We start from the raw sequence: 22,397 nt of genomic DNA on the forward strand, positions 1-22,397 counted from the left end.
GCGGCAATGGATGCGCAAGTCAAACAGATTCAGCTTGGCAACGAACTCACGATATACACAGCTGCGGAGCAGCGAGAACTGTATCTGCCGTTACCGGCAGACTGCCGCTCGCTAGTGGTGGACGCCAGCCAGTTACAGGAAATTGACGGCGCAGGTGTGCAGTTACTGTTGTGTATCGCTAAAGAATGTCATGAGCACGATATCCATTGTCAGTTAAAACAGCCGCCTCAGGCTTTACAAGAAGTGGTTGAACTCTTGCGCTTGGAAGACATTGATTGGTTTGACAGCGTAGTAGGGGAGGCCGCATGACTGAGCTGACCGATACCTTCTTGCAGGAGTCGCAAGAGCTGCTGGAGCAAATGGAAGAAGCGCTACTAGCGATTGAAGAGCAAGGCCAAGATGCTGAGTTGATCAATTCAGTCTTTCGCTCCATCCATACCATCAAAGGCGCCGCTGGTATTTTTGGTTTTGCTGAAATTGTCGGTTTCACCCACCCCGTAGAAACCATCTTGGACAGTGCCCGCCATGGCCAGCGGGAGCTGGATGAAGAGCTGGTCGGTTTGTTGTTGCAAAGTCGTGATCACTTACAAGAGCTCACTCTGGCTTCCGTCGGGGGAAGTGCAACGGCTGATTTAGTGCGCAAAGGCGACGAGATATTGGGCAAAATGACGTCGGTAGAAAGCTGGGCCGAAGAGCCTGAAGCGGACGACGAAACGCCCCTGCCTGAGGCCGAAAAGCAATGGCTGATCAGTTTGCGTTTTCGCGAGGATGCTTTTCGTAATGGCATAGATGCCATCTCGTTTATTCGCTATTTGCAGCAAAAGGGCAAAGTGGTGGATGTGCTGACGTTACAGCACCTAATTCCAGACAGTGCTGACTACGATGCGGAGTCTTGCTATTTAGGGTTTGATATTTTATTTGAAGGCAATGCGAGCAAACAGTCACTGTTTAACGTGTTTGAGTTTGCAGCAGATGATTGTGATATCTGCATTTTGCCACCTGCCAATATCGAGAAAGACTTTGTCGAGCAATTGTCGAAGATGACAAGCGATCATGTCGACCGCTTGGGCGATATGTTATTGAGTGTGGGTGCATTAACCAAGCATGAAATTGAACGCTGTCTAGGCAAACAAGCCTGCAGTCAAGATAAGCTGGGCGAAATTCTGGTGAAGGATAAGGCCGTAACACAAACCACGGTCAACGCAGCCTTAGCTAAGCAAACTGAAAATAAAAATCGCATTTCTGCTGAAAGCCGATTGATTCGTGTCGATTCCGAGAAATTAGGACGCTTGATTAACCTGGTTGGGGAGATGGTGATATCCAATGCAGCGATTCGGCTTCGTATAGAAGAAGATGGCTTAACGCAATTGAACGATGCAGTAACGACTGCCGAGCAGCTGGTGGAGGACATTCGTGATACCGCGCTGCAACTGAGAATGGTGCAAATTGGCGACTCATTTTCGCGCTTTCGTCGCGTGGTGCGCGATGTCAGCAAAGAGTTGGGTAAGCGTATTGAGCTGGAAATCACCGGCGGTGACACCGAGCTCGACAAAACCGTGGTAGAAAAAATCACCGATCCACTCACGCACTTAGTCCGCAACTCCCTTGATCATGGTATTGAAATGCCCAAGGAACGGCTGACCAATGGCAAGCCAGAAACGGGTAGCCTCGTGTTAAACGCCTATCATGACTCCGGTCACGTGGTGATTGAAATTGAAGACGACGGCGCTGGTTTGGACCTGGCTAAGATTCGAGAAAAAGCGATAACTAACGGCTTGGTGCGTGAAGATCAGGAGCTGACGGAAAAAGAGATCAGCCAACTGATCTTTTCGCCAGGGCTGTCCACCAAAGATGTAGCCAGCAATCTGTCCGGGCGTGGCGTTGGTATGGATGTAGTACGGCGTAACATAGAAGAGCTGCGAGGCAGCATAGATTTAACCACCGAGCCAGGTAATGGAACTAAGATCACCATACGGCTACCGCTTACCTTGGCCATTATCGATGGCTTTATGGTGGGTGCTAGTAACGAACGCTATGTGATCCCGCTGGCGATGGTGGAAGAGTGTGTGGAGATGGATAGCAACGACTGGCAAGTTGAAGATGATCAGCAATACATTAATTTGCGCGGTGATGTACTACCGTATATTCGCTTGGCGAGTTTTCTAGATGTGCCGGGCGAGCATCAACATGAACGAGAAAGCTTGGTGGTGGTGCGTATTGGCAATGAACGAGCAGGATTTGTGGTCGACTCTTTGTACGGTGAACTGCAGACGGTCATCAAACCACTCGGAAAGATATTCAGTAATTTTAACGGAATTAGTGGTTCTACCGTATTAGGTAGCGGTGAGGTGGCACTGATTCTCGATGTTCAAGGGTTGGTGAGTTCCGCCCATGCACAGATGACCATGCACTGAGGGCAGGCTATGGCGACCCACGATTACGATACGTCTTTGAGTTCAGCCAATAGTTTTCAATATCTGACCTTCTATTGTGGCCGTGAGCTGTTTGGGTTAGCTGTTGGTGCCGTTAAGCAGATCATTGAGCCTGATGCCATGACGCGCATTCCAGGAGCGGCACGTCACATACGTGGCGTCATAGAAGTGGATGACGATGTTATTCCCATTGTCGATTTGCCGATGAAAATTGGTGCTGTTAGCGAAGGGGAAGCCCGGCGCAGTTGTGTGGTGTTAGCGCGGGTACCGATGGAGCACCGAGAAAGCATTATCGGTTTGTGGGTAACGGAAGTTCGGGAAATTGTCGAAGTAGCCGTGGATGATATTCGCACTGCGCCGAGTGTGAACGAGGGGGCAGATCAAACCGATTGCGTCGGTGCTCTGGCTCATACGGACGACGGTTTGATCGTTTTGATTGATGCTGGCGAAATTCTTAGTGCGGATGAGTTCTTGAACGCTAGTCGTTTAAAGCATGACTTGGCTCAGGGTGTAAATGCTAATACGTCAAACGTAGCAACCGATTAACGCTAAGCTGATGGCAGTCGCAATAGCAGTGGCTTTGAGGCGAGTGCTATTTATCCATTTAAAGGTCTGCAAGGTGTCTGATGGCTTCAGGTGAAACTGGGCCGATAGGGAGATAAATCAATGTTTAAGAAGCTTAATCTTACCATGCAAATCAGTCTGAGCTATTCAGTCGTGGTAGCTTTACTTCTGGTGGTCTCCGTCGTTGCGTATTTGGGGTTAACCACCGCGGTCAATGGTTTTCGAGACTACCGCGAGTTGGCGGTGGATGCCAACAGTGCTGGGCGTGTGCAAGCCAATATGGTGTTGGCTCGTATGTTTGCAATGAAATATCTGATGTCCCCTAGCGAAGAAAATGAATCGAACTTCCATGCTCGATTCAATACCATGGATGAGATTTTGGCAGAAGCGACTGCCATGATAGAAAAGCCAGAGCGTGTTGAAAAAATTAATGTAATTAATAATGTGGTAGGCGAATATGAGGCTTCGTTTGACTCTATTGTCAATAAAGATAAAGAAGCTGACTCGTTGTTAAAGTCGACCTTGCGTCCGTTAGGAGGGAAGCTGGTCAACTTGGCTAATCGTATACACGAGCAATCTTATCAGACCGGTGATATTGAGCGGATGAATGGCGCCAGCCGTGTTCGCTCAGCCCTGTATGATGCCCGCCTTTATGGGAATATGTTTCTTGCCAGTGAAGATATTTCCCAGATCGATCAAGCTATCGATATCACCGAGGGACGTTTACTGAAGTCCGTAGACGAATATATAGCGAGCGATAGCAGTAGTGAGATCGGTCGCTCTTTATCCGATTTTAGAAGCACCTTGTTGGACTATACTGCTGGTATCAAGTTGCTACGGCAAATGTCCATAGATAAAAAGTCCTATGTTGCTGAAATGGACCGTATTGGACCGATCGTAGCTGATGCAACTGAGGTCGTGAAGCTATCGGTAATTGAAGATCAAAAGGTGTTGGGTGAGGAGCTGGAAGCAGGGAACACAGGCACGATTACAATGGTTGTTTGGGTTTCAGTCGCCTCAATTCTGTTATCTGTTTTCTTGTCCTGGGTATTGGTTAGAATTATCAAAAAGCCGTTAGGCGGCGAGCCGGCGGAAATGGCGCATATTACCTCTGAAGTGGCTGAGGGTAACTTGCAAGTGACCTTTAATAACCGTGAAGCGGCTACCGGTGTATACAGCCATATGATCAATATGGTTGAACGCCTCACCAACGTCATTCAGCAAGTGCGCAGCGGTGCCGATGGTTTGGCGAGTGCTGCCAATGAACTAAACGCTTCAGCGCAAACCATTTCCCAAGGGGCAACAGAGCAAGCGTCGAGCGTCGAAGAAACCAGTGCCTCAGTGGAGCAACTGCACGCATCCGTGCGGCAAAATGCCGAGAATGCACGTGTTACCGATCAAATGGCCACCAAGGCTGCCTCTGAGGCAGAAAAAGGCGGGCAAGCGGTATCAAGAACCGTCGCGGCGATGAAAGACATCGCTGATAAAATTGGCCTGATCGAAGACATTGCTTACAAAACCAATCTGTTGTCGCTCAATGCGGCAATTGAAGCAGCGCGTGCTGGTGAGCACGGTAAAGGCTTTACGGTGGTGGCCGCAGAGGTCAGGAAGTTGGCCGAAAATAGCCGCACGACGGCGCAGGAAATTAATGAGTTAGCCACCAGCAGTGTCTCCATTGCCGAAGAAGCCGGTCAGCTATTGGAAGCCATTGTACCGAGCATTCAAAAAACCGCAGATCTCGTGCAGGAAATTACCGCTTCGTCCGAAGAGCAGGCGGCGGGAATTGATCAAATCAATAGTGCGATGTCGCAGCTGGATAAAGCCACGCAGCAGAATGCGTCTTCATCTGAGGAGTTGGCCGCGACTGCAGAAGAGCTGTCTGGCCAAGCTGAGGCATTGCAACAGGCTGTAGCTTTCTTCTCCCTAGCGGGTGGCAGTGATGTGGCTGCGGCCAAGCCCGCGAAAGCCAGTGCCAGAGCGTTGTCATCACCGGAGAGCCAGGAGCAGCCAAACTACGGTGAGTTTAAGCGTTATTGAGGCAGTGAATATGGAAATGCTCGAGCAAACGCCAGCGCTGACGAATCAATACCTTACCTTTATGGTGCATGGAAAGCGTTATGCGATCAGTATTCTTGAAGTAAAAGAGATCATCGAAGTGAGCAGTATGACGCGAGTTCCTATGGCGGCAGATGCCATTCGTGGTGTTATAAACCTGCGCGGCAATGTCGCGCCGGTGATTGACCTGAATCAAAGGCTAAAAAACACCGCCACCAAAATTGGTCGGCGCAGTGTGATTCTGGTGGTGGAGCGTCACGATCAACAAGACCGTGAAATTTTTGGTATGTTGGTCGACAGCGTTAGCGAAATAGTAGAAATCGATCTTCATGATATTCAGGATGCCCCCGACTTTGGCGTTGGTATACGCCAGGAATTTATAGAGCGTATGGCCAGAATCAATGGCAGCTTTGTGGTGATGTTGCACCTAGGACGCATTTTGGATGCTGAGGAGCTGTCGCAGCGAGAAGCGTCGTGAACACCCATTGCGAAGACATTTCCGATGCGGCCTTCCGCGGCATCTCGTCGCTGCTGTACGATACCGCGGGTATCCAACTGAGCGAACATAAAAAAACCATGATGGTGACCCGGTTGCGCAAACGCTTGCTGCATCTGGGGCTGGATTCCTTTGATGGGTATTTGTCCTATCTGCGCGGCGGCAATAAGGACGAGTTGCAGGTCATGCTGGACCTGATGTCCACCAACGAAACGTATTTCTTCCGTGAGGCGGAGCACTTTAATGTGTTGGCGAAGGAACTGCGCAGTCAGCCAGGCAAGCACTGGCGAATTTGGTGTGCGGCTTTGTCCTCTGGTGAGGAGGCGTATACCATCGGGATGCTGGCTCAGGACATTCTGGGTACCGATCGTTGGTCGTTGGTGGGCACAGACATCAGCAGCCGTATGGTCAGTAAAGCGCGCCGTGCGATTTATCCTGAGGCTATGTTAGAAAAAGTGCCCGAGTACTACCGCAAACATTTTTGTTTGTGTGGTCGCGGTGAGTACAGCGGTTATTTTACGTTTATCCCTGAAATCCGTGCGGCGGTTGATTGTCGATTAATGAACCTGACCAAACCGCTGGCTGGCATCGGGCCGTTTGACATTGTTTTTATTCGCAATGTATTGATTTATTTTGATCAGCCGACCAAAGAAGCGGTGATCGGACGAATTCTACCGTTGGTGGCCAAGGACGGCTTGGTGATCACCGGCCACTCCGAATCACTGTTTGGTATTAGCCCGCATTTACAAACCATTCAACCATCGGTTTATCGCTACTCACCGCAAGCGCGGACTGCCCAGGTATGACAACCTACACGGTTGCGCCTGGGGAATATCGTGTTAGCGACCAATCCTCTGTCATTCTTAAAACGCTATTAGGTTCCTGTGTTGCTGTATGCCTGTACGACGAGCGGGTGCATGTATTTGGCATGAATCATTTCTTATTGGCGCTCGATAAGTATCACCAGCAGTCATCCGTCTCTGGGCGGTATGGTATCCATGCGATGGAGCTATTGATCAATGCCATGCTCAAACGCGGGGCAGAGAAGAAACGTATGAAGGCCAAAGTGTTTGGTGGTGCCAATGTGTTGAATCAAATCGGGCAGCAACATTTTAATATCGGTCAAGCTAACGTTGAGTTCGCGTTTGATTTTTTGCAGCAAGAAGCCATACCCGTATCGTCTCACGACGTCGGCGGTGAGAATGGCCGTACTATTTTATTTGATGGCAGCGATCTGGGAGTGTACGTGCGTTTAATCGATGGGCGCCAACAAGCACAGTTGTTGGTGGAAGATGAGAGTCAGTGGCTGTCGCGTCAGCAACAACAGCAGCAGCGTCAGCCGGCAGGCACTGTTGTATTCTGGGATGATTAACATGGCGACTATTAATGTCTTTATTGTCGATGACTCTGCTGTGGTGCGTCAGGTCCTAACTGAGGTGCTTAATGCGTGTGCTGGCGTGCGGGTGCTTGGCAGTGCATCAGACCCGATCTTTGCCGAAAAGAAAATGCAGGCACAGTGGCCGGATGTCATTGTGCTGGATATCGAAATGCCGCGTATGGATGGCATTACTTTTTTGCGTAAGTTAATGGCAGAGCGGCCGACGCCAGTTGTGATTTGCTCAACATTAACGGCGCACGGTGCGACCACCAGTATGCAAGCCATGTCCGCCGGTGCCGTGGACATCATCACCAAACCGAAAACTGGGCTAAAAGGCTTTTTGCAAGAGTCACGCACTTTATTGCTGGATGCCATTAAGGGTGCCGCTGCCGCAAGGCCGAAAACAGCGCCCAAACGCAGCACTGCACCCACCACTGCGCCAGCAGCGGTGGCACCGATGCATGAAACAACGGATAGAGTCGTGGCACTGGGGACATCAACCGGTGGTACACAAGCGCTGGAGCAGGTGCTGACGGCGTTGCCAATGGACTGCCCTGGTATTGTGGTGGTGCAGCACATGCCAGCGCAGTTCACCCGTGCATTTGCCGAACGCTTGGATGGTTTGTGCAAGGTTCGAGTAAAGGAGGCCGAAGCGGGCGACCGTGTGGTGCCCGGGCATGTATTGATTGCCCCGGGTGGTCAGCACATGACCTTGCTGCGCAGCGGTGCTCAGTATCGTGTGGAAGTGAAAGATGGGCCATTGGTCTCACGCCACCGGCCGTCGGTGGATGTGCTCTTTCGCTCGGTGGCTCAGGCGGCTGGCAAAAACGCTCTGGGCGTGATTATGACGGGCATGGGCGATGATGGCGCACGTGGTTTGCTGGAGATGTATCAAGCTGGTGCATTGACATTGGGGCAAGACGAAGCCAGCTGTGTTGTTTATGGCATGCCCAAGGAAGCATTGCGTATGGGCGGTGTGATGCGCCAGTTGGCGCTGGAGCAAATCGCCTCGGCCATCTGTCACCCTCAAAGCTGGTTATAGTTTATCCATTGACACTGGTTTACATGTGCTGAAACGGTCGGTAGAGTGACCGCCTTTCACAATCACGTGGCCTGTCGTAGGGGCCACCACTGACAAGGACATGATTATGCCTGTTATTACTCTTCCCGACGGTTCCAAACGCGAATTCGACCAACCCGTAACAGTGATGCAAGTTGCTGAAGACATTGGCCCTGGTTTAGCCAAAGCAACGGTATGCGGTCGGATTAATGGTCAGTTAGTTGATGCTTGTGAGCTGATTACTCACGATGCTGACATTACCTTGATCACAGGTCGCGACCAAGACGGTCTGGAAGTCATTCGTCACTCTTTTGCGCACTTGGTCGGTCACGCGGTCAAACAACTGTTTCCAAACGCCAAAATGGCGATTGGTCCAGTGATTGACGACGGCTTTTATTACGACATCGAATACGAGCGTCCATTCACCCCAGAAGACGTCGCGGTCATTGAAAAGCGCGTAAAAGAGCTGATTAAAAAAGATTACGACGTCGATAAAAAAATGACGCCAATTAAAGAAGCGCGTCGTATTTTTGTTGATCGTGACGAGGATTACAAAGTCGAGCTGATCGACAATTTAATCTCCCAGGGCGAGACCGAAGTTGGCTTGTATCATCACGAAGAATACGTAGATATGTGCCGTGGTCCACACGTGCCCAATACACGTGTCATGCGTGTATTTAAATTAATGCGCGTATCCGGTGCGTACTGGCGCGGCGATGCCAATAATCAGCAATTGCAGCGTATTTATGGCACCGCCTGGAACGATAAAAAAGATCAAAAAGCGTATCTGACTCGCTTGGAAGAAGCAGAAAAGCGCGACCACCGTAAACTGGCCAAGCAGTTGGACTTGTTCCATTTGCAAGAAGAAGCACCGGGTATGGTGTTCTGGCATCCTAATGGTTGGACGATTTATCAAGTACTTGAGCAGTATATGCGTAAAGTTCAAAACGGTGCTGGCTATAAAGAAATCAAAACCCCGCAAGTGGTGGATCGCACCTTGTGGGAAAAATCTGGTCACTGGGAACATTATGCCGAGCATATGTTTGTGACCGAGTCCGAAAAACGCACCTATGCTGTGAAGCCGATGAACTGCCCAGCGCACATTCAGGTGTTTAACCAGGGGCTGAAGAGTTACCGTGATTTGCCACTGCGCTTGGCGGAGTTTGGTTGCTGTCACCGTAATGAGCCGTCGGGTGCCTTGCACGGCATCATGCGTGTGCGTGGTTTTACCCAGGACGATGCCCACATTTTCGTGACCGAAGATCAGATGCGCAAAGAGGCGTCTGACTTCATCAAGCTGACGCTGGAAGTCTACAAAGACTTCGGTTTTGACGACGTTGAAATGAAACTGTCGACGCGCCCAGAAGGCCGTATCGGCGAAGAGCATCTGTGGGACAAAGCCGAAGCGGCGTTAGAAGATGCGCTGAACGATGCGGGTTTGGATTGGGAGCTGCAGCCGGGTGAAGGTGCCTTCTATGGCCCGAAAATCGAATTCTCGCTGCGTGACTGCCTGAACCGAGTTTGGCAGTGCGGTACTTTGCAGCTGGACTTCATGCTGCCGGAGCGTCTGGGTGCCCAGTACGTCGCCGAAGATGGCGAACGCAAGCATCCGGTGATGCTGCACCGTGCTATCTTGGGTTCGTTTGAGCGTTTTGTTGGCATTTTGGTCGAGCACTACGCAGGTGCGATGCCGCCATGGTTGGCGCCACATCAAGTGTCAGTCCTGAATATCACTGATAACCAGGCACAATACTGCGCAGATTTGGCCAATCGACTCAACTCTCTGGGCTTCCGGGCACAAGCGGACTTGAGAAACGAGAAGATCGGCTTTAAAATCCGCGAGCACACTTTACACAAGGTCCCTTTCCAGCTCGTGGTAGGGGATAAAGAAGTCGAAGCAAACACCGTAGCTGTGCGGACACGAAGTGGCGAAGACTTGGGCGTGATGAGCGCCGATCGCTTCATCGAGCTGCTTGAAGAAAGCATCGCACAGCGCGGCCGGTTTGGAATGGAGAACTGATCATCAGACGCGACAATAGAAAGGGCGCGCGCGAACCTAGCGCCGCCATCAACAAGAACATCCGTGCCACTGAAGTACGGTTAATCGGGGCAGACGGCAATCAAGTAGGGATTGTCAGCATCGATGAAGCTCTTGAGGCGGCCGCAGAGGCAGAGCTGGACTTGGTGCAAATTTCAGACGGTGATCCCATCGTTTGTAAGGTGATGGACTACGGCAAGAAGCTCTACGAAGAGAAGAAGCAGAAAGCCGAAGCCAAGAAACGCCAGCACCAGGTGCAGATCAAAGAGATCAAGTTCCGTCCAGGAACCGAAGAAGGCGATTACCAGATCAAACTGCGTAATCTGACCCGCTTCCTGACTGAAGGCAACAAAGCCAAAGTATCGTTGCGCTTTCGCGGTCGCGAAATGGCGCACCAAAACATTGGTATGGAATTGATGAAGCGTGTCGAAGCCGATCTGGCTGAAATCGGCACGGTGGAGCAGCATCCTAAAATGGAAGGCCGTCAGATGGTGATGGTCATTGCTCCAAGCAAAAAGAAGTAATCCGGTCTTCAAACGGATGTTCAGACCCCGGCTGATGCCGGGGTTTGTGCGTTCTACCGGTTGCTGGGAAGGCACTGCCTTCTCTGTTATGGCAGACGTTTTACAGGTCTTAGTTTCTGTACGCGTCACAACTGTGGAGTTAATACAATGCCAAAGATCAAAACTAAGAGTGGCGCAGCAAAGCGCTTCAAAAAGACTGCGAACGGTTTCAAGCACCGTCAGGCTCACCGTAGCCACATCCTGACCAAGAAGAGCACCAAGCGTAAGCGTCACCTGCGTCCAATGCTGCAGGTTCACCGCTCTGATAAGGCGCTGGTAGCACGCATGCTGCCTAACCTTTAATTAATTGTTCAGGAGATAAGTAATGGCTCGTGTAAAACGTGGTGTGATCGCTCGTCGTCGTCACAAGAAAATTCTGAAGCAAGCTAAAGGTTACTATGGCGCTCGTAGCCGTGTATTCCGTGTAGCTAAGCAAGCGGTTATCAAAGCTGGTCAGTACGCTTACCGTGACCGTCGTCAGCGTAAGCGTCAGTTCCGTCAGCTGTGGATCGCTCGTATCAATGCGGGTGCCCGTCAGAATGGCCTGTCTTACAGCAAGTTTATCAACGGCCTGAAAAAAGCCGCTGTTGAAATTGACCGTAAAGTTCTGGCTGATCTGGCAGTGAACGAAAAAGCAGCGTTTGCGGCTTTGGTTGAAAAAGCCAAGTCCAGCCTGTAATCGGTCTGCCGGTTAAACCGGAATCCGAAAGTGGCACTCATCAGGTGAGTGCCGACGGAATAGGGGAGTGGCGAAGGTGAACAACCTGAGGCATTCCCCTATTTTTTTGTCGAAATCGAAGTCAACGATGGAACACAACGATGGAAAACCTTGAGGCCCTGACACAACAAGCCCTCGCTGCGGTTGAGCAGTCAGGCGACGTCGCCGCACTGGATCAGGTTCGGGTCCAGTTTCTTGGCAAAAAAGGCGAAATTACCGGTCTGATGAAAAATCTCGGTAACGTTGCGCCTGAGGATCGCCCGCAAGTCGGTGCGGTTATTAATGCGGCAAAAACTCAGGTGCAGGATGCGATCAACGCGCGTCGCGCTGCACTGGAAAGCGCTGCATTAAATGCCAAGCTGGCAGCAGAAACCGTGGACGTCACCTTGCCTGGGCGCGCCATGCAAGAGGGTGGTTTGCACCCAGTCACGCGTACACTTGAGCGTATCGAACAGTTTTTTGCCGGTGCTGGCTACCAAGTAGCGGAAGGACCGGAAGTGGAAGACGACTTTCACAACTTTGAAGCCTTAAATATTCCATCGCACCACCCGGCGCGTGCCATGCACGATACCTTTTATTTTGATGCGGGTAGCCTGCTGCGTACTCATACCTCGCCAGTGCAAATTCGCACCATGGAGGCACAACAGCCGCCGATTCGTATTATTTGTCCGGGCCGTGTGTATCGTTGCGACTACGACCAAACTCATTCACCCATGTTCCATCAGGTGGAAGGTTTACTGGTCGACAAAGACATCAGTTTTGCCGATTTAAAAGGCACGCTGGAGCAATTTATGAGCGCTTTCTTTGAGCGCGATGTCAAAGTGCGCCTGCGTCCATCGTACTTCCCGTTCACCGAGCCGTCGGCTGAGATCGACATCGAATGGATCGTAGAAACGCCGGAAGGCACTAAGCACGGTTGGCTGGAAATTGGCGGCTGCGGCATGGTTCACCCGAACGTGTTTAAACACGTGGGCATCGATCCGGATGTCTACAGCGGTTTTGCCTTTGGTATGGGGGTCGAGCGCATGGCGATGTTGCGCTACGGCGTTAATGATTTGCGCCTGTTCTTCGAAAACGACTTACGTTTCCTGCAGCAATTCCGTTAATACGAGGCTTCACACATGAAATTCAGCGAACAGTGGTTGCGCGAGTGGGTGCAGCCGGAAGTGTCCACCCAAGAGCTGGTGGATCAAGTAACGATGGCCGGCCTGGAGGTCGACGATGTCGACCCAGTGGCGGGTGAATTTAGCGGTGTGGTGGTAGGCGAAGTCATCAGTCGTGAGCAGCACCCTAACGCCGACAAACTGAGCCTGTGTCAGGTTAGCGATGGCCAGGAAACCTTCCAGATTGTCTGCGGTGCACCGAATGTGCGCGCCGGTCTGAAAATTCCGTTTGCCAAATTGGGCGCGGTATTGCCAGGCAACTTTAAGATTAAAAAAGCCAAGCTGCGTGATGTTGAATCCTTCGGCATGCTGTGCGCAGAAGCTGAATTGGGCCTGTCAGAAGCCAGCGATGGTTTGATGGAGCTGCCCGCGGACGCGCCGGTCGGCGAGGATTTCCGTGTTTACATGGACCTAGACGATCAAATCATCGACGTCGACTTAACCCCTAACCGCGGTGATTGCTTGAGCATTGCTGGTTTGGCGCGTGAAGTGGGTGTGTTGAACCGTGTTGCTGTGCAAGGCCCAGCCATTGAGGCCGTGGCGCCGGCCATCGACGATAAGCCCAGCATCGAGGTGCAGGCCAGTGGCGCGTGCCCGCGCTACTTGGGTCGTATCGTTCGTGGTGTCAATGTAACAGCTGCCACACCTTTGTGGATGGTCGAAAAGCTGCGCCGTGGTGGCATTCGTTCCATCGACCCAGTGGTGGACATTACCAACTACGTGTTACTGGAGCTGGGTCAGCCGATGCATGCCTTCGACCTGAATCAGCTCGACGGCGGCATTCGCGTGCGCATGGCAGCAGAGCAGGAAAAGCTGACTCTGCTGGATGGTCAGGAAGTGACCTTGAGCAGCGATACCTTGGTCATTGCCGATCACAGTCGTGCATTGGCCATGGCCGGTATCATGGGCGGTGAGCAATCGGGCGTAACGGAAACCACGCAAGACTTGATGCTGGAAGCAGCCTTCTTCAACCCGATTACCATTGCCGGTAAGGCACGTGCTCATGGCTTGCATACCGACTCTTCTCACCGCTTTGAGCGCGGTGTGGACTACCAGCTGGCACGCACTGCGATGGAGCGCGCCACTCAGTTGGTGCTGGATATCTGCGGCGGTCAGCCTGGGCCCATTGAAGAGGTGGTCAGCGAAACGGATCTGCCGAAAGCGGCCACCATCGAGCTGCGTCGCGCACGCATTGAAAAGATCCTCGGTCTGAAAATGGCGGACGATGACGTGCAGGACATTCTCGAGCGTCTGGGCATGCAAGTCACCGCCACAGAGCAGGGCTGGCAAGCCGTGGCGCCGAGCTACCGCTTTGATATGGCCATTGAGGCTGATCTGATCGAAGAGCTGGCGCGCATCTATGGCTACAACCGTTTGCCGGTGCGTGTCCCGCAAGCGGCTACTCCTTTGGCCACCGCGCCTGAGGCGAAAATGCCGCTGGCGGACGTTCGTCGTCAGCTGATTTCGCGCGGCTACCAAGAAGCCATTACTTACAGCTTTGTCGACAAAAAAGTGCAGCAAGTGCTGGACCCGAAGGTCGAGGCGTTGGCGCTGCTGAACCCAATTTCAGCGGAAATGGCGGTGATGCGCACTACTCTGTGGGCCGGTTTGTTGGGCGCGGTAGAGCACAATATGAAGCGCCAGCAGCCGCGTGTGCGCTTGTTCGAAACAGGTTTGCGTTTTGTTCCAACGGCTGATGGCCTGCTGCAGGTACCTACTTTGGCCATGGCCATTGCTGGTAACCGTCAGCCGCAGGGCTGGAGCAACGAAGATAGCGGCGTCGACTTCTTTGACATCAAAGGCGACCTGGAGAGCGTGCTGCAACGCAGTGGGCTGCTGGGTGACTACCGTTTTGTCGCCGCACAGCACGATGCTTTGCACCCAGGGCAAACAGCGCGCATCGAAAAAGACGGTCAGCCTGTCGGCTGGATCGGCGCATTGCATCCGCAGGCGCAGAAGTCACTGGATCTGAAACACGCTGTGTATCTGGTGGAGATTGATCTCGCTGCTGTGCAGCAGCGCCGTGTTCCAGCCTTCGGTGAGCTGTCCAAGTTCCCGGAAATGCGCCGTGATTTGGCCTTGGTGGTTGAGCAAGGTGTGGCCGTCGACGATGTCTTCGCGGGTATCCGTTCAGTGGCAGGCGAATACTTGACGAACCTCACATTGTTTGACGTCTATGTGGGCAAAGGCATTGATCCTGATAGAAAAAGTCTGGCCCTAGGCTTGACCTGGCAGCATCCTTCACGCACTCTAACTGACGAAGAAGTGAACGATTCGGTCAACGCCGTGCTCGCTCACTTGAACGAGAGTGTAGGAGCAACGCTGAGGGGCTAGCATGACGGCTCTGACCAAAGCAGAACTGGCGGAAAAACTGTTCGAGGATCTTGGTCTCAACAAACGCGAAGCGAAAGACATGGTGGATCTCTTCTTTGATGAGATCCGCGACAGTCTCAGTCGCAATGAACAAGTGAAGTTGTCGGGCTTCGGCAACTTCGACTTGCGTGACAAACGCCAGCGGCCTGGTCGCAACCCAAAAACCGGTGAGGAGATTCCTATTTCTGCTCGCCGGGTTGTCACCTTTAAACCAGGTCAAAAACTCAAAATTCGAGTCGAAGCGTATGCTGGAACCGACTCACAACAATGAACTCCCCCCGATCCCGGCAAAACGCTATTTCACCATCGGTGAAGTCAGCGAGCTGTGTGATGTCAAACCCCATGTCCTGCGCTATTGGGAGCAGGAATTTCCACAATTAAGCCCGGTTAAACGCCGTGGCAATCGCCGCTACTACCAGCGCCAAGACGTCATTTTAGTACGCGAAATTCGCGCCTTGCTGTACCAAAAAGGCTACACCATCGGTGGTGCTCGCCAACGCCTGGAAGAAGAGGGCGACTCGAAAGCTGTGGCGATGGATCAAGCTTTGATCAAAAACATGATCAGTGAATTGAAAGAATTATCAGCTTTGTTGAAGGCCGACTAGGGTTACAAAAAACTTTAACTTTTCAGTCACTTAGGTATACTTGCTAGCGTTTGAGCCAGCCTCAAACTTGAGTCGGGATGTAGCGCAGCCTGGTAGCGCACCTGTATGGGGTGCAGGTGGTCGGAGGTTCAAATCCTCTCATCCCGACCAACTTTCCCTTTCCTTCCTTTTTCTCTGTTGCTTGGATCATTCGGGTAACGTAGACCTGTCGATATGCTTTTGTTAAGTGAGTTCCGGGTTCGCTTTTAAGCTAATATTCCGACATCCGACATCCGACATCCGACATCCGACATCCGACATCCGACATCCGACATCCGACATCCGACATCCTGACTCAGATTCAATAGTGCTATTCGGACTTCAGTTTTGTATCAGATAAAAAACGATCTAGCTCAGCAGTAGATGAAATGATATGGATGGATTTTGAGTCTGATAAATTCATGATCCGTTTTTTGAAATCCTCGTTCCAAAACTTTGGGCAGAGTCTGAGTGTTTTAAAACTCTGAATGCTGCCTTTTAATACCGAGCTGCCTGCTGGCCAGCCGAGGGGTGCTTCCCATAGGCCTTTTATCATCCGTTTGAAGACGAACCAATAACAGGTTGGGTAAGGAAGGTCGATGTAGATGAGCGTATCGGCTGCAGCAATGCGCTCATGAAAGCAATTGATGGGGCCGAGTCCATCTATGATCCAGCTGTCGGATTGTAGGATTACATCGTGTGACTGTTTGAATGTCTCAGCGGCTACCAATCTACCGTCCTTGGTGTACGCCAAGGTATCTAGCAGGTGCAGGGGGATGTTAGTGCAGGACGCCAGCTTTTTTGCGATGCTGGATTTGCCACTGCCGGGCTTTCCGAATATGGCTACTTTTTTCATGTGTATCTCCTTTGGGGTTGTTCCCCGGGAGATGAAATAAAAACCCACCTCTCGGGTGGGTTTAGAATTCTGACTGACAGCAGAGCCCACCATTCCTATGGAATGGTAATAATCTCGGCTATGAAGAAAGACGTTGGCTGGTTCATTTTTTTATCATTCCTGCATTTAGGTTTGCTGTCAACTGCCGTTCTCGTTACTGATTATTCCGTGGCTAAGATGGCGGGCTCGAATAGCATTAGTCTGAAAATACCAGCTTGTTGTGGTCTCTATCTCTGACGTATGCAGAGTATCGCGGTCCGCGCTGGCCGGGTTTGCCCTCGCAGGTGCCACCCAGATCGAGCGCTTTCTGGTACACCGCGTCTACCAGTTCTGGTGAGCCAAGGCTAAAACCCAACATGGTTCCATTGCCATGCGTTGCTTCTTTTTCATCGAAGGGCAATGCAACAGCAAATGCGGAGTCTGAATCAGCGCCTTGCCAAAACGTCATGCGATGATCCGCGAAGGTTTGTCGATAATCGGTTATGGCAAATAAGGCGTCGTAAAACTCAACAGCGGAGGGCATATTGTTGGTCCCAACAACGAAGTAGCACATTTTCATAGTGGTCATGGTCTCTGATAACTGACCCGCGCACTGTATCGCAGGCCTGCTGACAGCGTGATGTCAGCAGCTTTGCGAGAGGACTCTCTGCTGGAGAATTTTTCACTGCCTGATTAATAATGAGCGAATCTGGCTGAAGCGATTTGCAGGCATTTAGCGTTTGCCGCTATCAATCTGTCGTGCCGGAATTAAATACGTTTGATGCGGTCTGCTGTGGGAGCGAGGCATGCATGCGTTATCAACGCCTGTCAGATCAAGGCGCCCAGCCGTCTTTCAGATACGACCTTGGCCCTGGCTAGCCTACTTTTTCTGACTCCGGCGTCTAACTCGTTGCGGTCACGTATCTATGAATGGCTTTGCTAAGCATCACGCGCCAACTACTGAAGTCGGTGTTCTGGCTGATGAAGCGATCCCACTCGGCGACTGGGACAAAGAGGATGTCGTTCGGGTCTTGTAAACCAAGTTGACTGGCATGCAGTAGCTCTTGGGTCGTCTCGAAGCGACTGTAGCGAGCGATGAAAGCATCGGTGAGCAGCTTGGCAAATGGGGCATGGTGCGGCGCTGCGGAGGTATCGAATCTAGACGGTAGAGCCTGTGGTTGTGCCATGTTCTGTATCCATACTGGTGCCACAGATGGGTCACATCTGTGACAGATATGTGACAAACGTAAGGCTTGAGTGAAGCAAGCCGAACGAGGTCGCAATGTTTTACACGAACTGATTGAGTGATGGAATAGACGTTTGCTGACATATTTGGCCTCTTTTGAAGAGGGTGCTCTGAGAGCCTGATTTGCTGTGGCTTTGCCAGAAGTCGACTACTTTTCTATATCATTTGGGTTTCAGATCTCGAGTTTTAATCTCGATTGGTGCTATCTGTGATGGTCGTCATTTACGCTAGGTGTTCGGCGTTTACGCCAGGGCATGGTGCAGTGCTGAGGCGGCATCGACTCTGTCGATAGCAATATGGAAGTGGGGTGGTTGTTGTAGGGCTTAAGGGTGTTGTGGTCTGTATCTGTGTTTTAAATTTCTTTGGTGTTCTATTTTTTTTTTTTTGGTTTTATTTTTATAAATTTTCCTGAAGCTCTCAAGTATTTTTATAAAGTGAATTTTATCGATTAAACCGCCATTTTATTGTTCAAGTTGGAGTCGTAAATGGCCGATTAGTGTAACGGTGAGTTTGATCTTTCCATACAGGGGGATTAGTGTTCTGATCTTATTCTTTGCGGGTGCAATCATGCAAAAAACCACTCTCGAACAATGGCGTATGTTTAAAGCGGTGGTGGATGCAGGCGGCTTTAATCAGGCAGCGGCCATGGTGCACAAAAGCCAGTCCAGTATTCATCATGCAGTCAGTAAGCTGGAGCAGTCGCTTGGCGTTGAGTTGTTCAAGGTTGAAGGGCGCAAAACACTGTTAACCGAGGCTGGCAGGCTGATGTTGCGTCGCGGTGCTTTTTTACTGGATGAAGTGACGCGTATTGAGGCGGTGGCAGAGTCGCTCAGTGTTGGCGTTGAATCCGAGCTGCGCATCGCTGTCGACGGAGCGTTTCCTCAGAAGGTGGTGTTTCAGGTGTTGGAAATGGTGTCGGCACTCTATCCGCAAGTACGTTTCGACATCATCGACACCGTATTGTCGGGTGCCAATGAGTTGCTGTATGGCGGCAATGCAGATATTTCGCTGTCGCCCATGTCGATGGAAAACAGCCTGAATGAAGAAATCTGTGTGATTGATTTTGTTGCAGTCGCACACGTTGATCACCCTTTGCACGGTCTTGATCGACCACTCAGCTATGAGGATCTACGCCCTTACCGGCAAATTATTGTGCGCGATTCGGCCAGTACCAATAAAGCCAGTGCAGGGTGGCTGGGTGCCGAGCAGCGCTGGACGGTCAGCCACATTCGCGCATCGGTCGAGCTGATTGAACAAGGGCTGGGCTTTGCTTGGCTGCCTCTGCCGTCGATCGAAGCGTCGTTGGTGTCTGGTCGTTTGAAACGTTTGAATCTGGTGGAAGGCGCGAGGCGTCGAGCCAGTTTCTTTCTCAATTACCACGATAAAGACACCCTCGGCCCGGCAGCGCGTGAATTTATGGGCCAATTGCGTTTATTGACCATGGATATGCCAACCGCTGAGTAGCCTGTCAGCTGAGAATGTCATGGGGCCAAGAAAACGAGACCCCGTGTGAGCTGGTGATCAGTTTTCCACCTTTTGAGCGTCCCTGCTCGGTTAACACAAACATGCCTTCCTGCTCTCTGAGGTAACCCAGCTTTAGCAGTTGAGTGATCACCGCGCTGCTACTGATGCTAAGGGAATCGGCCAGGCGCGGAATGGACAGCAGTTCATGCTTGTCGTCTTGCTCTGCCGTCAGTTCGCGCTTCGAAATCATTTGATCGCCCAAGCGCAAAATCCTGCCCACTTCTTTGACGGCGTTACGATAGAGCTCTGGGTCGCTGTCTGCTTGGGCCAATACGCCCATTTCTGTGCTGTTGCCTTGCTCTAGGTCGTCTAGGCCGAGGCTGGTGATGAGCGCAGTATGGTCATTGAGGTAGCAGCGTGCGTGCAGGTCGGGTACGTAGCGCAGTTGAATTTGGCGGTGTTGCTTCAGCCACTGATGATCCTCAGGGCTGAGATTCTTGTCGCCACAAACAATACGAATAGACACGGGCGTGGTGGCTTTACTCTCCAGTTTTTGGCGCAACGTTGGGGTTAATCGCACCACGCGACTGACCAATACCAAGTGCTTTTCAGCATCATCAATTAAGGCTTCGAGTGCGCCAGTCAGAGCAGCGCTGGTGAGGAACTGTGCCATGGTCAACCCTGTTTTGTGTTTAGCAACAACGTCCTGTTGCAGGCTCTGTCAGCATGGCAAGTTGTAAGCCACAGCGCAAACCTGATGATGACAATTCGTATAGATGGATGGCAGGGCACACAGCAAAGGCACTGCGCTCAGTAGCACTGGGCCTTTTATGGAGCAGTTGTTATTCAACTTGTTATTTGAGGGGACGCCAGCGCTCGAGCGGAACAATGCGCTGGCTTTAAAAATTGGGCAGCTCGTCCAAGCCGTCTCGTGCCTGCAGGTCGAGGTCGGTTTTGACGTAGCGCTCGCCTTTAACACCGATACTGACGATTTTTCGCAGCAATTGGATTTCGTCGTTTTGCCGGTCGGCAGCATAGATCAGATCGCCACGGCGCAACGCTTGGATGAGTTCTTCGCGGCGGATGGTGTAGCCACTGCAGCTGCCATCGCCATTCCAGGCGTGCAGGCGCACATGGCTGATACGGTTTGCTTGGCGGCGGATAGCGGTCACGATGAAATCCGGCGCCAGGCTCAGATTCGCTTGGCTGGCAATCATGGTGGAGCGCCTTTGGTCATACTTTGTGACTATGGTAGTGCCAGACATGGAAAGAAAGTGCGAACCAGCTCAACTATTGGTGACCTGGCAGGATAGTATGTTGCCTAGATGACAGAACTATTATAACCGTCTGTTATATATAGATCACTAAATTATCGTTGGCAGGCAGCGCAGGGGCGGGGCATATCAGCCCTCTGCTGAGCGCAAAGCTGACAGCAGAGGGGATGTGGCGGTGTTGCGGATGGCAGAGCTACAAAGCAACGCTGCCCTGTTCAAGCTGTTGCTCATCGCTTGACGTTAATGGACGGTAGCTGTCCGCCTTGGCGGCGAGCCAATGAACACCGCCATCGACTTTGTCCAGATGATACGCCTCTTCTTTCAGCTCCACCTTGCGATATTTAAATGTGCCAGTGACCTGCTCTTGTGGGCGCAGGCGGATAAATACCGGAATGGCATAGGCCGGCAGCTTTTCTTTTAAATGGCGCGTCAAACTGCCCCAGTTGAAGGCAGAGTCATCACCTTTGAGCGTCAGCGATGCCATGCCGGCACGGCCATCGCAGTGCGGCACTTCCACACCATACACCACGGCGTGTTCAACCCCAGGGAACTCCATCAGGATCGATTCCACCTCGGTGGTGGCGACATTTTCGCCTTTCCAGCGAAAGGTATCGCCGGTGCGATCGGCAAAGGCAATGTGGCGGAAACCTTGGTCAATGACCAGATCGCCGGTGTTGAACCAACAGTCGCCCGGCTGGAATACGTCGCGTAGCAGTTTCTTCTCCGTTGCTTTGGCGTCGGTGTAGCCCTCAAAAGGCTGCTTGTCGTTGACGGCGGTAATCAGCAGTCCGGTTTCGCCGCGGTCGACCCGGCTCATGTAGCCGTCGTCACCTCGTTTGGGGGCATCGGCATCAATGTCGAAGGCGACCACGCGATAGGGCAGTGGGCACACGCCGGCGGTTTTATCGAGGTTAAAGGCGTTGGTAAACACCAGGTTGCATTCACTGGCGCCATAAAACTCGTTGATGTGATCGATACCGAAGCGTTGCTTGAAGGCCATCCAGATGTCTGGCCGTAGCCCGTTGCCAACGATCACGCGGATGTTATGGTCGCGATCGTTGTCTTGTGGCGGGTGATTGAGCAGGTAGCGGCACAGCTCGCCAATGTAGCAAAAGGCCGTTGCCTGGTGGCGGCGAGCATCGTCCCAAAAACGTCGGACGCTGAATTTGCGTGCAATGGCAATGCAGCCACCGGCGCCTAACACGGCCGCTAGTGAGACCGTCAATGCGTTGTTGTGATACAGCGGCAGGCTGACAAACAGGGTGTCATGCTTGGTCAACTTCATTGAGGCTAGGCCCATGCCCGCCATGGATTTGTGCCAGCGATAGTGGCTCATCACGGACGCTTTGGGCAGGCCGGTGGTGCCAGAGGTGAAAATGTAATAACACGGCTGGTGCATTTTCACTTGGCGTGTGGTGGCTGGATTGTTGTCCGGCTGCTGCATCATCAGTGTTTCTATGTCCTGATAGTGCGCCGGTTTGTCGGCATGACCATGGTCTCGCCAATAATACAGCTGGGTGGCCAGGTGTACCGGTAGCTGGCTTTCCACCGTGCTCATGTGCTCGAGCACTTCCTCACCGCAAATCATCAGCTTTGGCGTGACCAGATTGATGCTGTGCAGCAATACCTCGCCGCGCTGAGAAGTGTTCATCATTGCCGCAATGGCGCCGAGTTTAACCGTGGCCAGTACGGCGATCAGGGTTTCTGGGCGATTTTCCAGCATGATGCCGACGGCATCGCCGCTACGCACTTGCTGGCTGGATAAATAATGCGCCAGCTGATTAGCGCGCTGATTGAGCTCGCCGTAGCTGTAAGTGATGGACTCATAGCGCACGGCAATGTGTTCGGGTTGCTGCGCTGCCAACTCTTCCAGAAGCAAACCAATGGAGCGCTGGCGCTGTGGTTTGGTGCGGATCAGTGCCGTCAGCCCTTTGAGGGTGGTAGGCAGCTTGGGCGTTTGGGCAATCAGCTGACGCAGGATATTGCCCAGGGTGACTTCGCGCGGTGCCAGCATGGGCTCATCGTTGGTGGCTGCGGCAGCGGAGGTGGTGGAAGTATTCATATCGGCCTCGTTAT

Annotated in this window: 23 protein-coding genes and 1 tRNA gene; 18 read left to right on the plus strand and 6 right to left on the minus strand. The window is 52.0% G+C overall.

All coding sequences use genetic code 11. The features are described 5' to 3' along the window. Nucleotides 1-6 precede the first annotated feature (6 nt). From CHH28_RS11845 to CHH28_RS11925, 17 genes are all read left to right on the plus strand, one after another. Nucleotides 7-309 carry an STAS domain-containing protein gene (locus CHH28_RS11845; protein WP_094060507.1) on the plus strand — a complete coding sequence of 101 codons (303 nt, stop codon included), beginning with the start codon at nt 7-9 and terminating at the stop codon, nt 307-309. After that, nucleotides 306-2,414, plus strand: coding sequence for a chemotaxis protein CheA (locus CHH28_RS11850; RefSeq protein ID WP_094060508.1), 2,109 nt, complete (start codon nt 306-308; stop codon nt 2,412-2,414). The genes CHH28_RS11845 and CHH28_RS11850 overlap by 4 nt, the downstream gene beginning before the upstream one ends. A 9-nt stretch (nt 2,415-2,423) precedes the next feature. Continuing rightward, a complete protein-coding gene (locus tag CHH28_RS11855) occupies nt 2,424-2,978 on the plus strand; it encodes a chemotaxis protein CheW (protein ID WP_094060509.1) in 555 nt (184 codons plus the stop codon). A gap of 120 nt (nt 2,979-3,098) precedes the next feature. Then, nucleotides 3,099-5,033, plus strand: a complete 1,935-nt coding sequence (locus CHH28_RS11860) for a methyl-accepting chemotaxis protein (RefSeq protein ID WP_094060510.1) — start codon at nt 3,099-3,101, stop codon at nt 5,031-5,033. A 10-nt stretch (nt 5,034-5,043) separates the two neighbouring features. Next, nucleotides 5,044-5,529, plus strand: a complete 486-nt coding sequence (locus CHH28_RS11865; RefSeq protein WP_094060511.1) for a chemotaxis protein CheW — start codon at nt 5,044-5,046, stop codon at nt 5,527-5,529. Beyond that, nucleotides 5,526-6,353: a CheR family methyltransferase gene (locus CHH28_RS11870; protein ID WP_094060512.1), complete on the plus strand. Its 828-nt coding sequence runs from the start codon at nt 5,526-5,528 to the stop codon at nt 6,351-6,353. The genes CHH28_RS11865 and CHH28_RS11870 overlap by 4 nt, the downstream gene beginning before the upstream one ends. Next, a complete protein-coding gene (locus CHH28_RS11875) occupies nt 6,350-6,919 on the plus strand; it encodes a chemotaxis protein CheD (protein WP_094060513.1) in 570 nt (189 codons plus the stop codon). The genes CHH28_RS11870 and CHH28_RS11875 overlap by 4 nt, the downstream gene beginning before the upstream one ends. Nucleotide 6,920: 1 nt before the next feature. Beyond that, on the plus strand, nt 6,921-7,967 hold the full coding sequence (locus tag CHH28_RS11880; RefSeq protein WP_094062069.1) for a protein-glutamate methylesterase/protein-glutamine glutaminase: 1,047 nt from the start codon (nt 6,921-6,923) through the stop codon (nt 7,965-7,967). A 106-nt stretch (nt 7,968-8,073) separates the two neighbouring features. Next, a complete protein-coding gene (gene thrS / locus CHH28_RS11885; RefSeq protein ID WP_094060514.1) occupies nt 8,074-10,005 on the plus strand; it encodes a threonine--tRNA ligase in 1,932 nt (643 codons plus the stop codon). A 2-nt stretch (nt 10,006-10,007) separates the two neighbouring features. Beyond that, on the plus strand, nt 10,008-10,547 hold the full coding sequence (gene infC / locus CHH28_RS11890) for a translation initiation factor IF-3 (RefSeq protein ID WP_233243857.1): 540 nt from the start codon (nt 10,008-10,010) through the stop codon (nt 10,545-10,547). Nucleotides 10,548-10,694: 147 nt separating this feature from the next. Then, complete coding sequence (gene rpmI / locus CHH28_RS11895) at nt 10,695-10,889, plus strand: 50S ribosomal protein L35 (RefSeq protein ID WP_094060516.1); 195 nt, start codon at nt 10,695-10,697, stop codon at nt 10,887-10,889. A gap of 22 nt (nt 10,890-10,911) precedes the next feature. Further along, nucleotides 10,912-11,265, plus strand: coding sequence for a 50S ribosomal protein L20 (gene rplT, locus CHH28_RS11900; protein WP_094060517.1), 354 nt, complete (start codon nt 10,912-10,914; stop codon nt 11,263-11,265). 140 nt (nt 11,266-11,405) lie between these two features. Then, a complete protein-coding gene (pheS, locus tag CHH28_RS11905; RefSeq protein ID WP_094060518.1) occupies nt 11,406-12,410 on the plus strand; it encodes a phenylalanine--tRNA ligase subunit alpha in 1,005 nt (334 codons plus the stop codon). Nucleotides 12,411-12,425: 15 nt separating this feature from the next. Further along, on the plus strand, nt 12,426-14,801 hold the full coding sequence (gene pheT / locus CHH28_RS11910; protein ID WP_094060519.1) for a phenylalanine--tRNA ligase subunit beta: 2,376 nt from the start codon (nt 12,426-12,428) through the stop codon (nt 14,799-14,801). Between the two features lies 1 nt (nt 14,802). Next, nucleotides 14,803-15,111 (plus strand): integration host factor subunit alpha, encoded by a 309-nt coding sequence (gene ihfA, locus CHH28_RS11915; RefSeq protein WP_094060520.1) that lies wholly within the window; start codon nt 14,803-14,805, stop codon nt 15,109-15,111. After that, on the plus strand, nt 15,086-15,445 hold the full coding sequence (locus CHH28_RS11920) for a MerR family transcriptional regulator (protein ID WP_094060521.1): 360 nt from the start codon (nt 15,086-15,088) through the stop codon (nt 15,443-15,445). The genes ihfA and CHH28_RS11920 overlap by 26 nt, the downstream gene beginning before the upstream one ends. 73 nt (nt 15,446-15,518) lie before the next feature. After that, a tRNA-Pro gene (locus tag CHH28_RS11925) sits at nt 15,519-15,595 on the plus strand. Nucleotides 15,596-15,794: 199 nt separating this feature from the next. Here the strand turns inward: CHH28_RS11925 and CHH28_RS11930 are convergent. The 3 genes from CHH28_RS11930 to CHH28_RS11940 form a co-directional block, all read right to left on the minus strand. Next, entirely contained in the window at nt 15,795-16,319 is a 525-nt protein-coding gene (locus CHH28_RS11930; protein WP_094060522.1) for an adenylate kinase, read from the minus strand. Nucleotides 16,320-16,554: 235 nt separating this feature from the next. After that, nucleotides 16,555-16,926 carry a VOC family protein gene (locus tag CHH28_RS11935; protein WP_332881218.1) on the minus strand — a complete coding sequence of 124 codons (372 nt, stop codon included), beginning with the start codon at nt 16,924-16,926 and terminating at the stop codon, nt 16,555-16,557. Nucleotides 16,927-17,239: 313 nt separating this feature from the next. Continuing rightward, nucleotides 17,240-17,524, minus strand: coding sequence for a hypothetical protein (locus tag CHH28_RS11940; RefSeq protein ID WP_094060523.1), 285 nt, complete (start codon nt 17,522-17,524; stop codon nt 17,240-17,242). A 626-nt stretch (nt 17,525-18,150) separates the two neighbouring features. Here CHH28_RS11940 and CHH28_RS11945 point away from each other — a divergent pair. Beyond that, nucleotides 18,151-19,047 (plus strand): LysR family transcriptional regulator, encoded by an 897-nt coding sequence (locus CHH28_RS11945; RefSeq protein ID WP_094060524.1) that lies wholly within the window; start codon nt 18,151-18,153, stop codon nt 19,045-19,047. 4 nt (nt 19,048-19,051) lie between these two features. Here CHH28_RS11945 and CHH28_RS11950 read toward each other — a convergent pair whose 3' ends face one another. The 3 genes from CHH28_RS11950 to CHH28_RS11960 form a co-directional block, all read right to left on the minus strand. Next, nucleotides 19,052-19,720, minus strand: coding sequence for a hypothetical protein (locus CHH28_RS11950; protein ID WP_094060525.1), 669 nt, complete (start codon nt 19,718-19,720; stop codon nt 19,052-19,054). A 226-nt stretch (nt 19,721-19,946) separates the two neighbouring features. Further along, nucleotides 19,947-20,264 carry a DUF3892 domain-containing protein gene (locus tag CHH28_RS11955; protein WP_157729892.1) on the minus strand — a complete coding sequence of 106 codons (318 nt, stop codon included), beginning with the start codon at nt 20,262-20,264 and terminating at the stop codon, nt 19,947-19,949. Between the two features lie 250 nt (nt 20,265-20,514). Continuing rightward, complete coding sequence (locus CHH28_RS11960; RefSeq protein ID WP_199243895.1) at nt 20,515-22,383, minus strand: long-chain-acyl-CoA synthetase; 1,869 nt, start codon at nt 22,381-22,383, stop codon at nt 20,515-20,517. Between the last annotated feature and the right edge of the window lie 14 nt (nt 22,384-22,397).

The sequence above is a fragment of the Bacterioplanes sanyensis genome (assembly GCF_002237535.1).
GTDB classification, from domain to species: domain Bacteria; phylum Pseudomonadota; class Gammaproteobacteria; order Pseudomonadales; family Oceanobacteraceae; genus Bacterioplanes; species Bacterioplanes sanyensis_A.

Excerpts from the sequence above, each read along its gene's own strand:
- thrS (WP_094060514.1), top strand. The coding sequence starts at position 8,074 with ATGCCTGTTATTACTCTTCCCGACGGTTCCAAACGCGAATTCGACCAA.
- rpmI (WP_094060516.1), top strand. The coding sequence starts at position 10,695 with ATGCCAAAGATCAAAACTAAGAGTGGCGCAGCAAAGCGCTTCAAAAAG.
- CHH28_RS11930 (WP_094060522.1), bottom strand. The coding sequence starts at position 16,319 with ATGAAAAAAGTAGCCATATTCGGAAAGCCCGGCAGTGGCAAATCCAGC.
- CHH28_RS11935 (WP_332881218.1), bottom strand. The coding sequence starts at position 16,926 with ATGACCACTATGAAAATGTGCTACTTCGTTGTTGGGACCAACAATATG.
- CHH28_RS11860 (WP_094060510.1), top strand. The coding sequence starts at position 3,099 with ATGTTTAAGAAGCTTAATCTTACCATGCAAATCAGTCTGAGCTATTCA.
- pheT (WP_094060519.1), top strand. The coding sequence starts at position 12,426 with ATGAAATTCAGCGAACAGTGGTTGCGCGAGTGGGTGCAGCCGGAAGTG.
- CHH28_RS11880 (WP_094062069.1), top strand. The coding sequence starts at position 6,921 with ATGGCGACTATTAATGTCTTTATTGTCGATGACTCTGCTGTGGTGCGT.
- CHH28_RS11960 (WP_199243895.1), bottom strand. The coding sequence starts at position 22,383 with ATGAATACTTCCACCACCTCCGCTGCCGCAGCCACCAACGATGAGCCC.
- CHH28_RS11955 (WP_157729892.1), bottom strand. The coding sequence starts at position 20,264 with ATGATTGCCAGCCAAGCGAATCTGAGCCTGGCGCCGGATTTCATCGTG.
- CHH28_RS11850 (WP_094060508.1), top strand. The coding sequence starts at position 306 with ATGACTGAGCTGACCGATACCTTCTTGCAGGAGTCGCAAGAGCTGCTG.
- CHH28_RS11920 (WP_094060521.1), top strand. The coding sequence starts at position 15,086 with ATGCTGGAACCGACTCACAACAATGAACTCCCCCCGATCCCGGCAAAA.
- CHH28_RS11845 (WP_094060507.1), top strand. The coding sequence starts at position 7 with ATGGATGCGCAAGTCAAACAGATTCAGCTTGGCAACGAACTCACGATA.
- pheS (WP_094060518.1), top strand. The coding sequence starts at position 11,406 with ATGGAAAACCTTGAGGCCCTGACACAACAAGCCCTCGCTGCGGTTGAG.
- CHH28_RS11855 (WP_094060509.1), top strand. The coding sequence starts at position 2,424 with ATGGCGACCCACGATTACGATACGTCTTTGAGTTCAGCCAATAGTTTT.
- ihfA (WP_094060520.1), top strand. The coding sequence starts at position 14,803 with ATGACGGCTCTGACCAAAGCAGAACTGGCGGAAAAACTGTTCGAGGAT.
- CHH28_RS11945 (WP_094060524.1), top strand. The coding sequence starts at position 18,151 with ATGCAAAAAACCACTCTCGAACAATGGCGTATGTTTAAAGCGGTGGTG.
- rplT (WP_094060517.1), top strand. The coding sequence starts at position 10,912 with ATGGCTCGTGTAAAACGTGGTGTGATCGCTCGTCGTCGTCACAAGAAA.
- CHH28_RS11865 (WP_094060511.1), top strand. The coding sequence starts at position 5,044 with ATGGAAATGCTCGAGCAAACGCCAGCGCTGACGAATCAATACCTTACC.
- CHH28_RS11940 (WP_094060523.1), bottom strand. The coding sequence starts at position 17,524 with ATGGCACAACCACAGGCTCTACCGTCTAGATTCGATACCTCCGCAGCG.
- CHH28_RS11875 (WP_094060513.1), top strand. The coding sequence starts at position 6,350 with ATGACAACCTACACGGTTGCGCCTGGGGAATATCGTGTTAGCGACCAA.
- CHH28_RS11950 (WP_094060525.1), bottom strand. The coding sequence starts at position 19,720 with ATGGCACAGTTCCTCACCAGCGCTGCTCTGACTGGCGCACTCGAAGCC.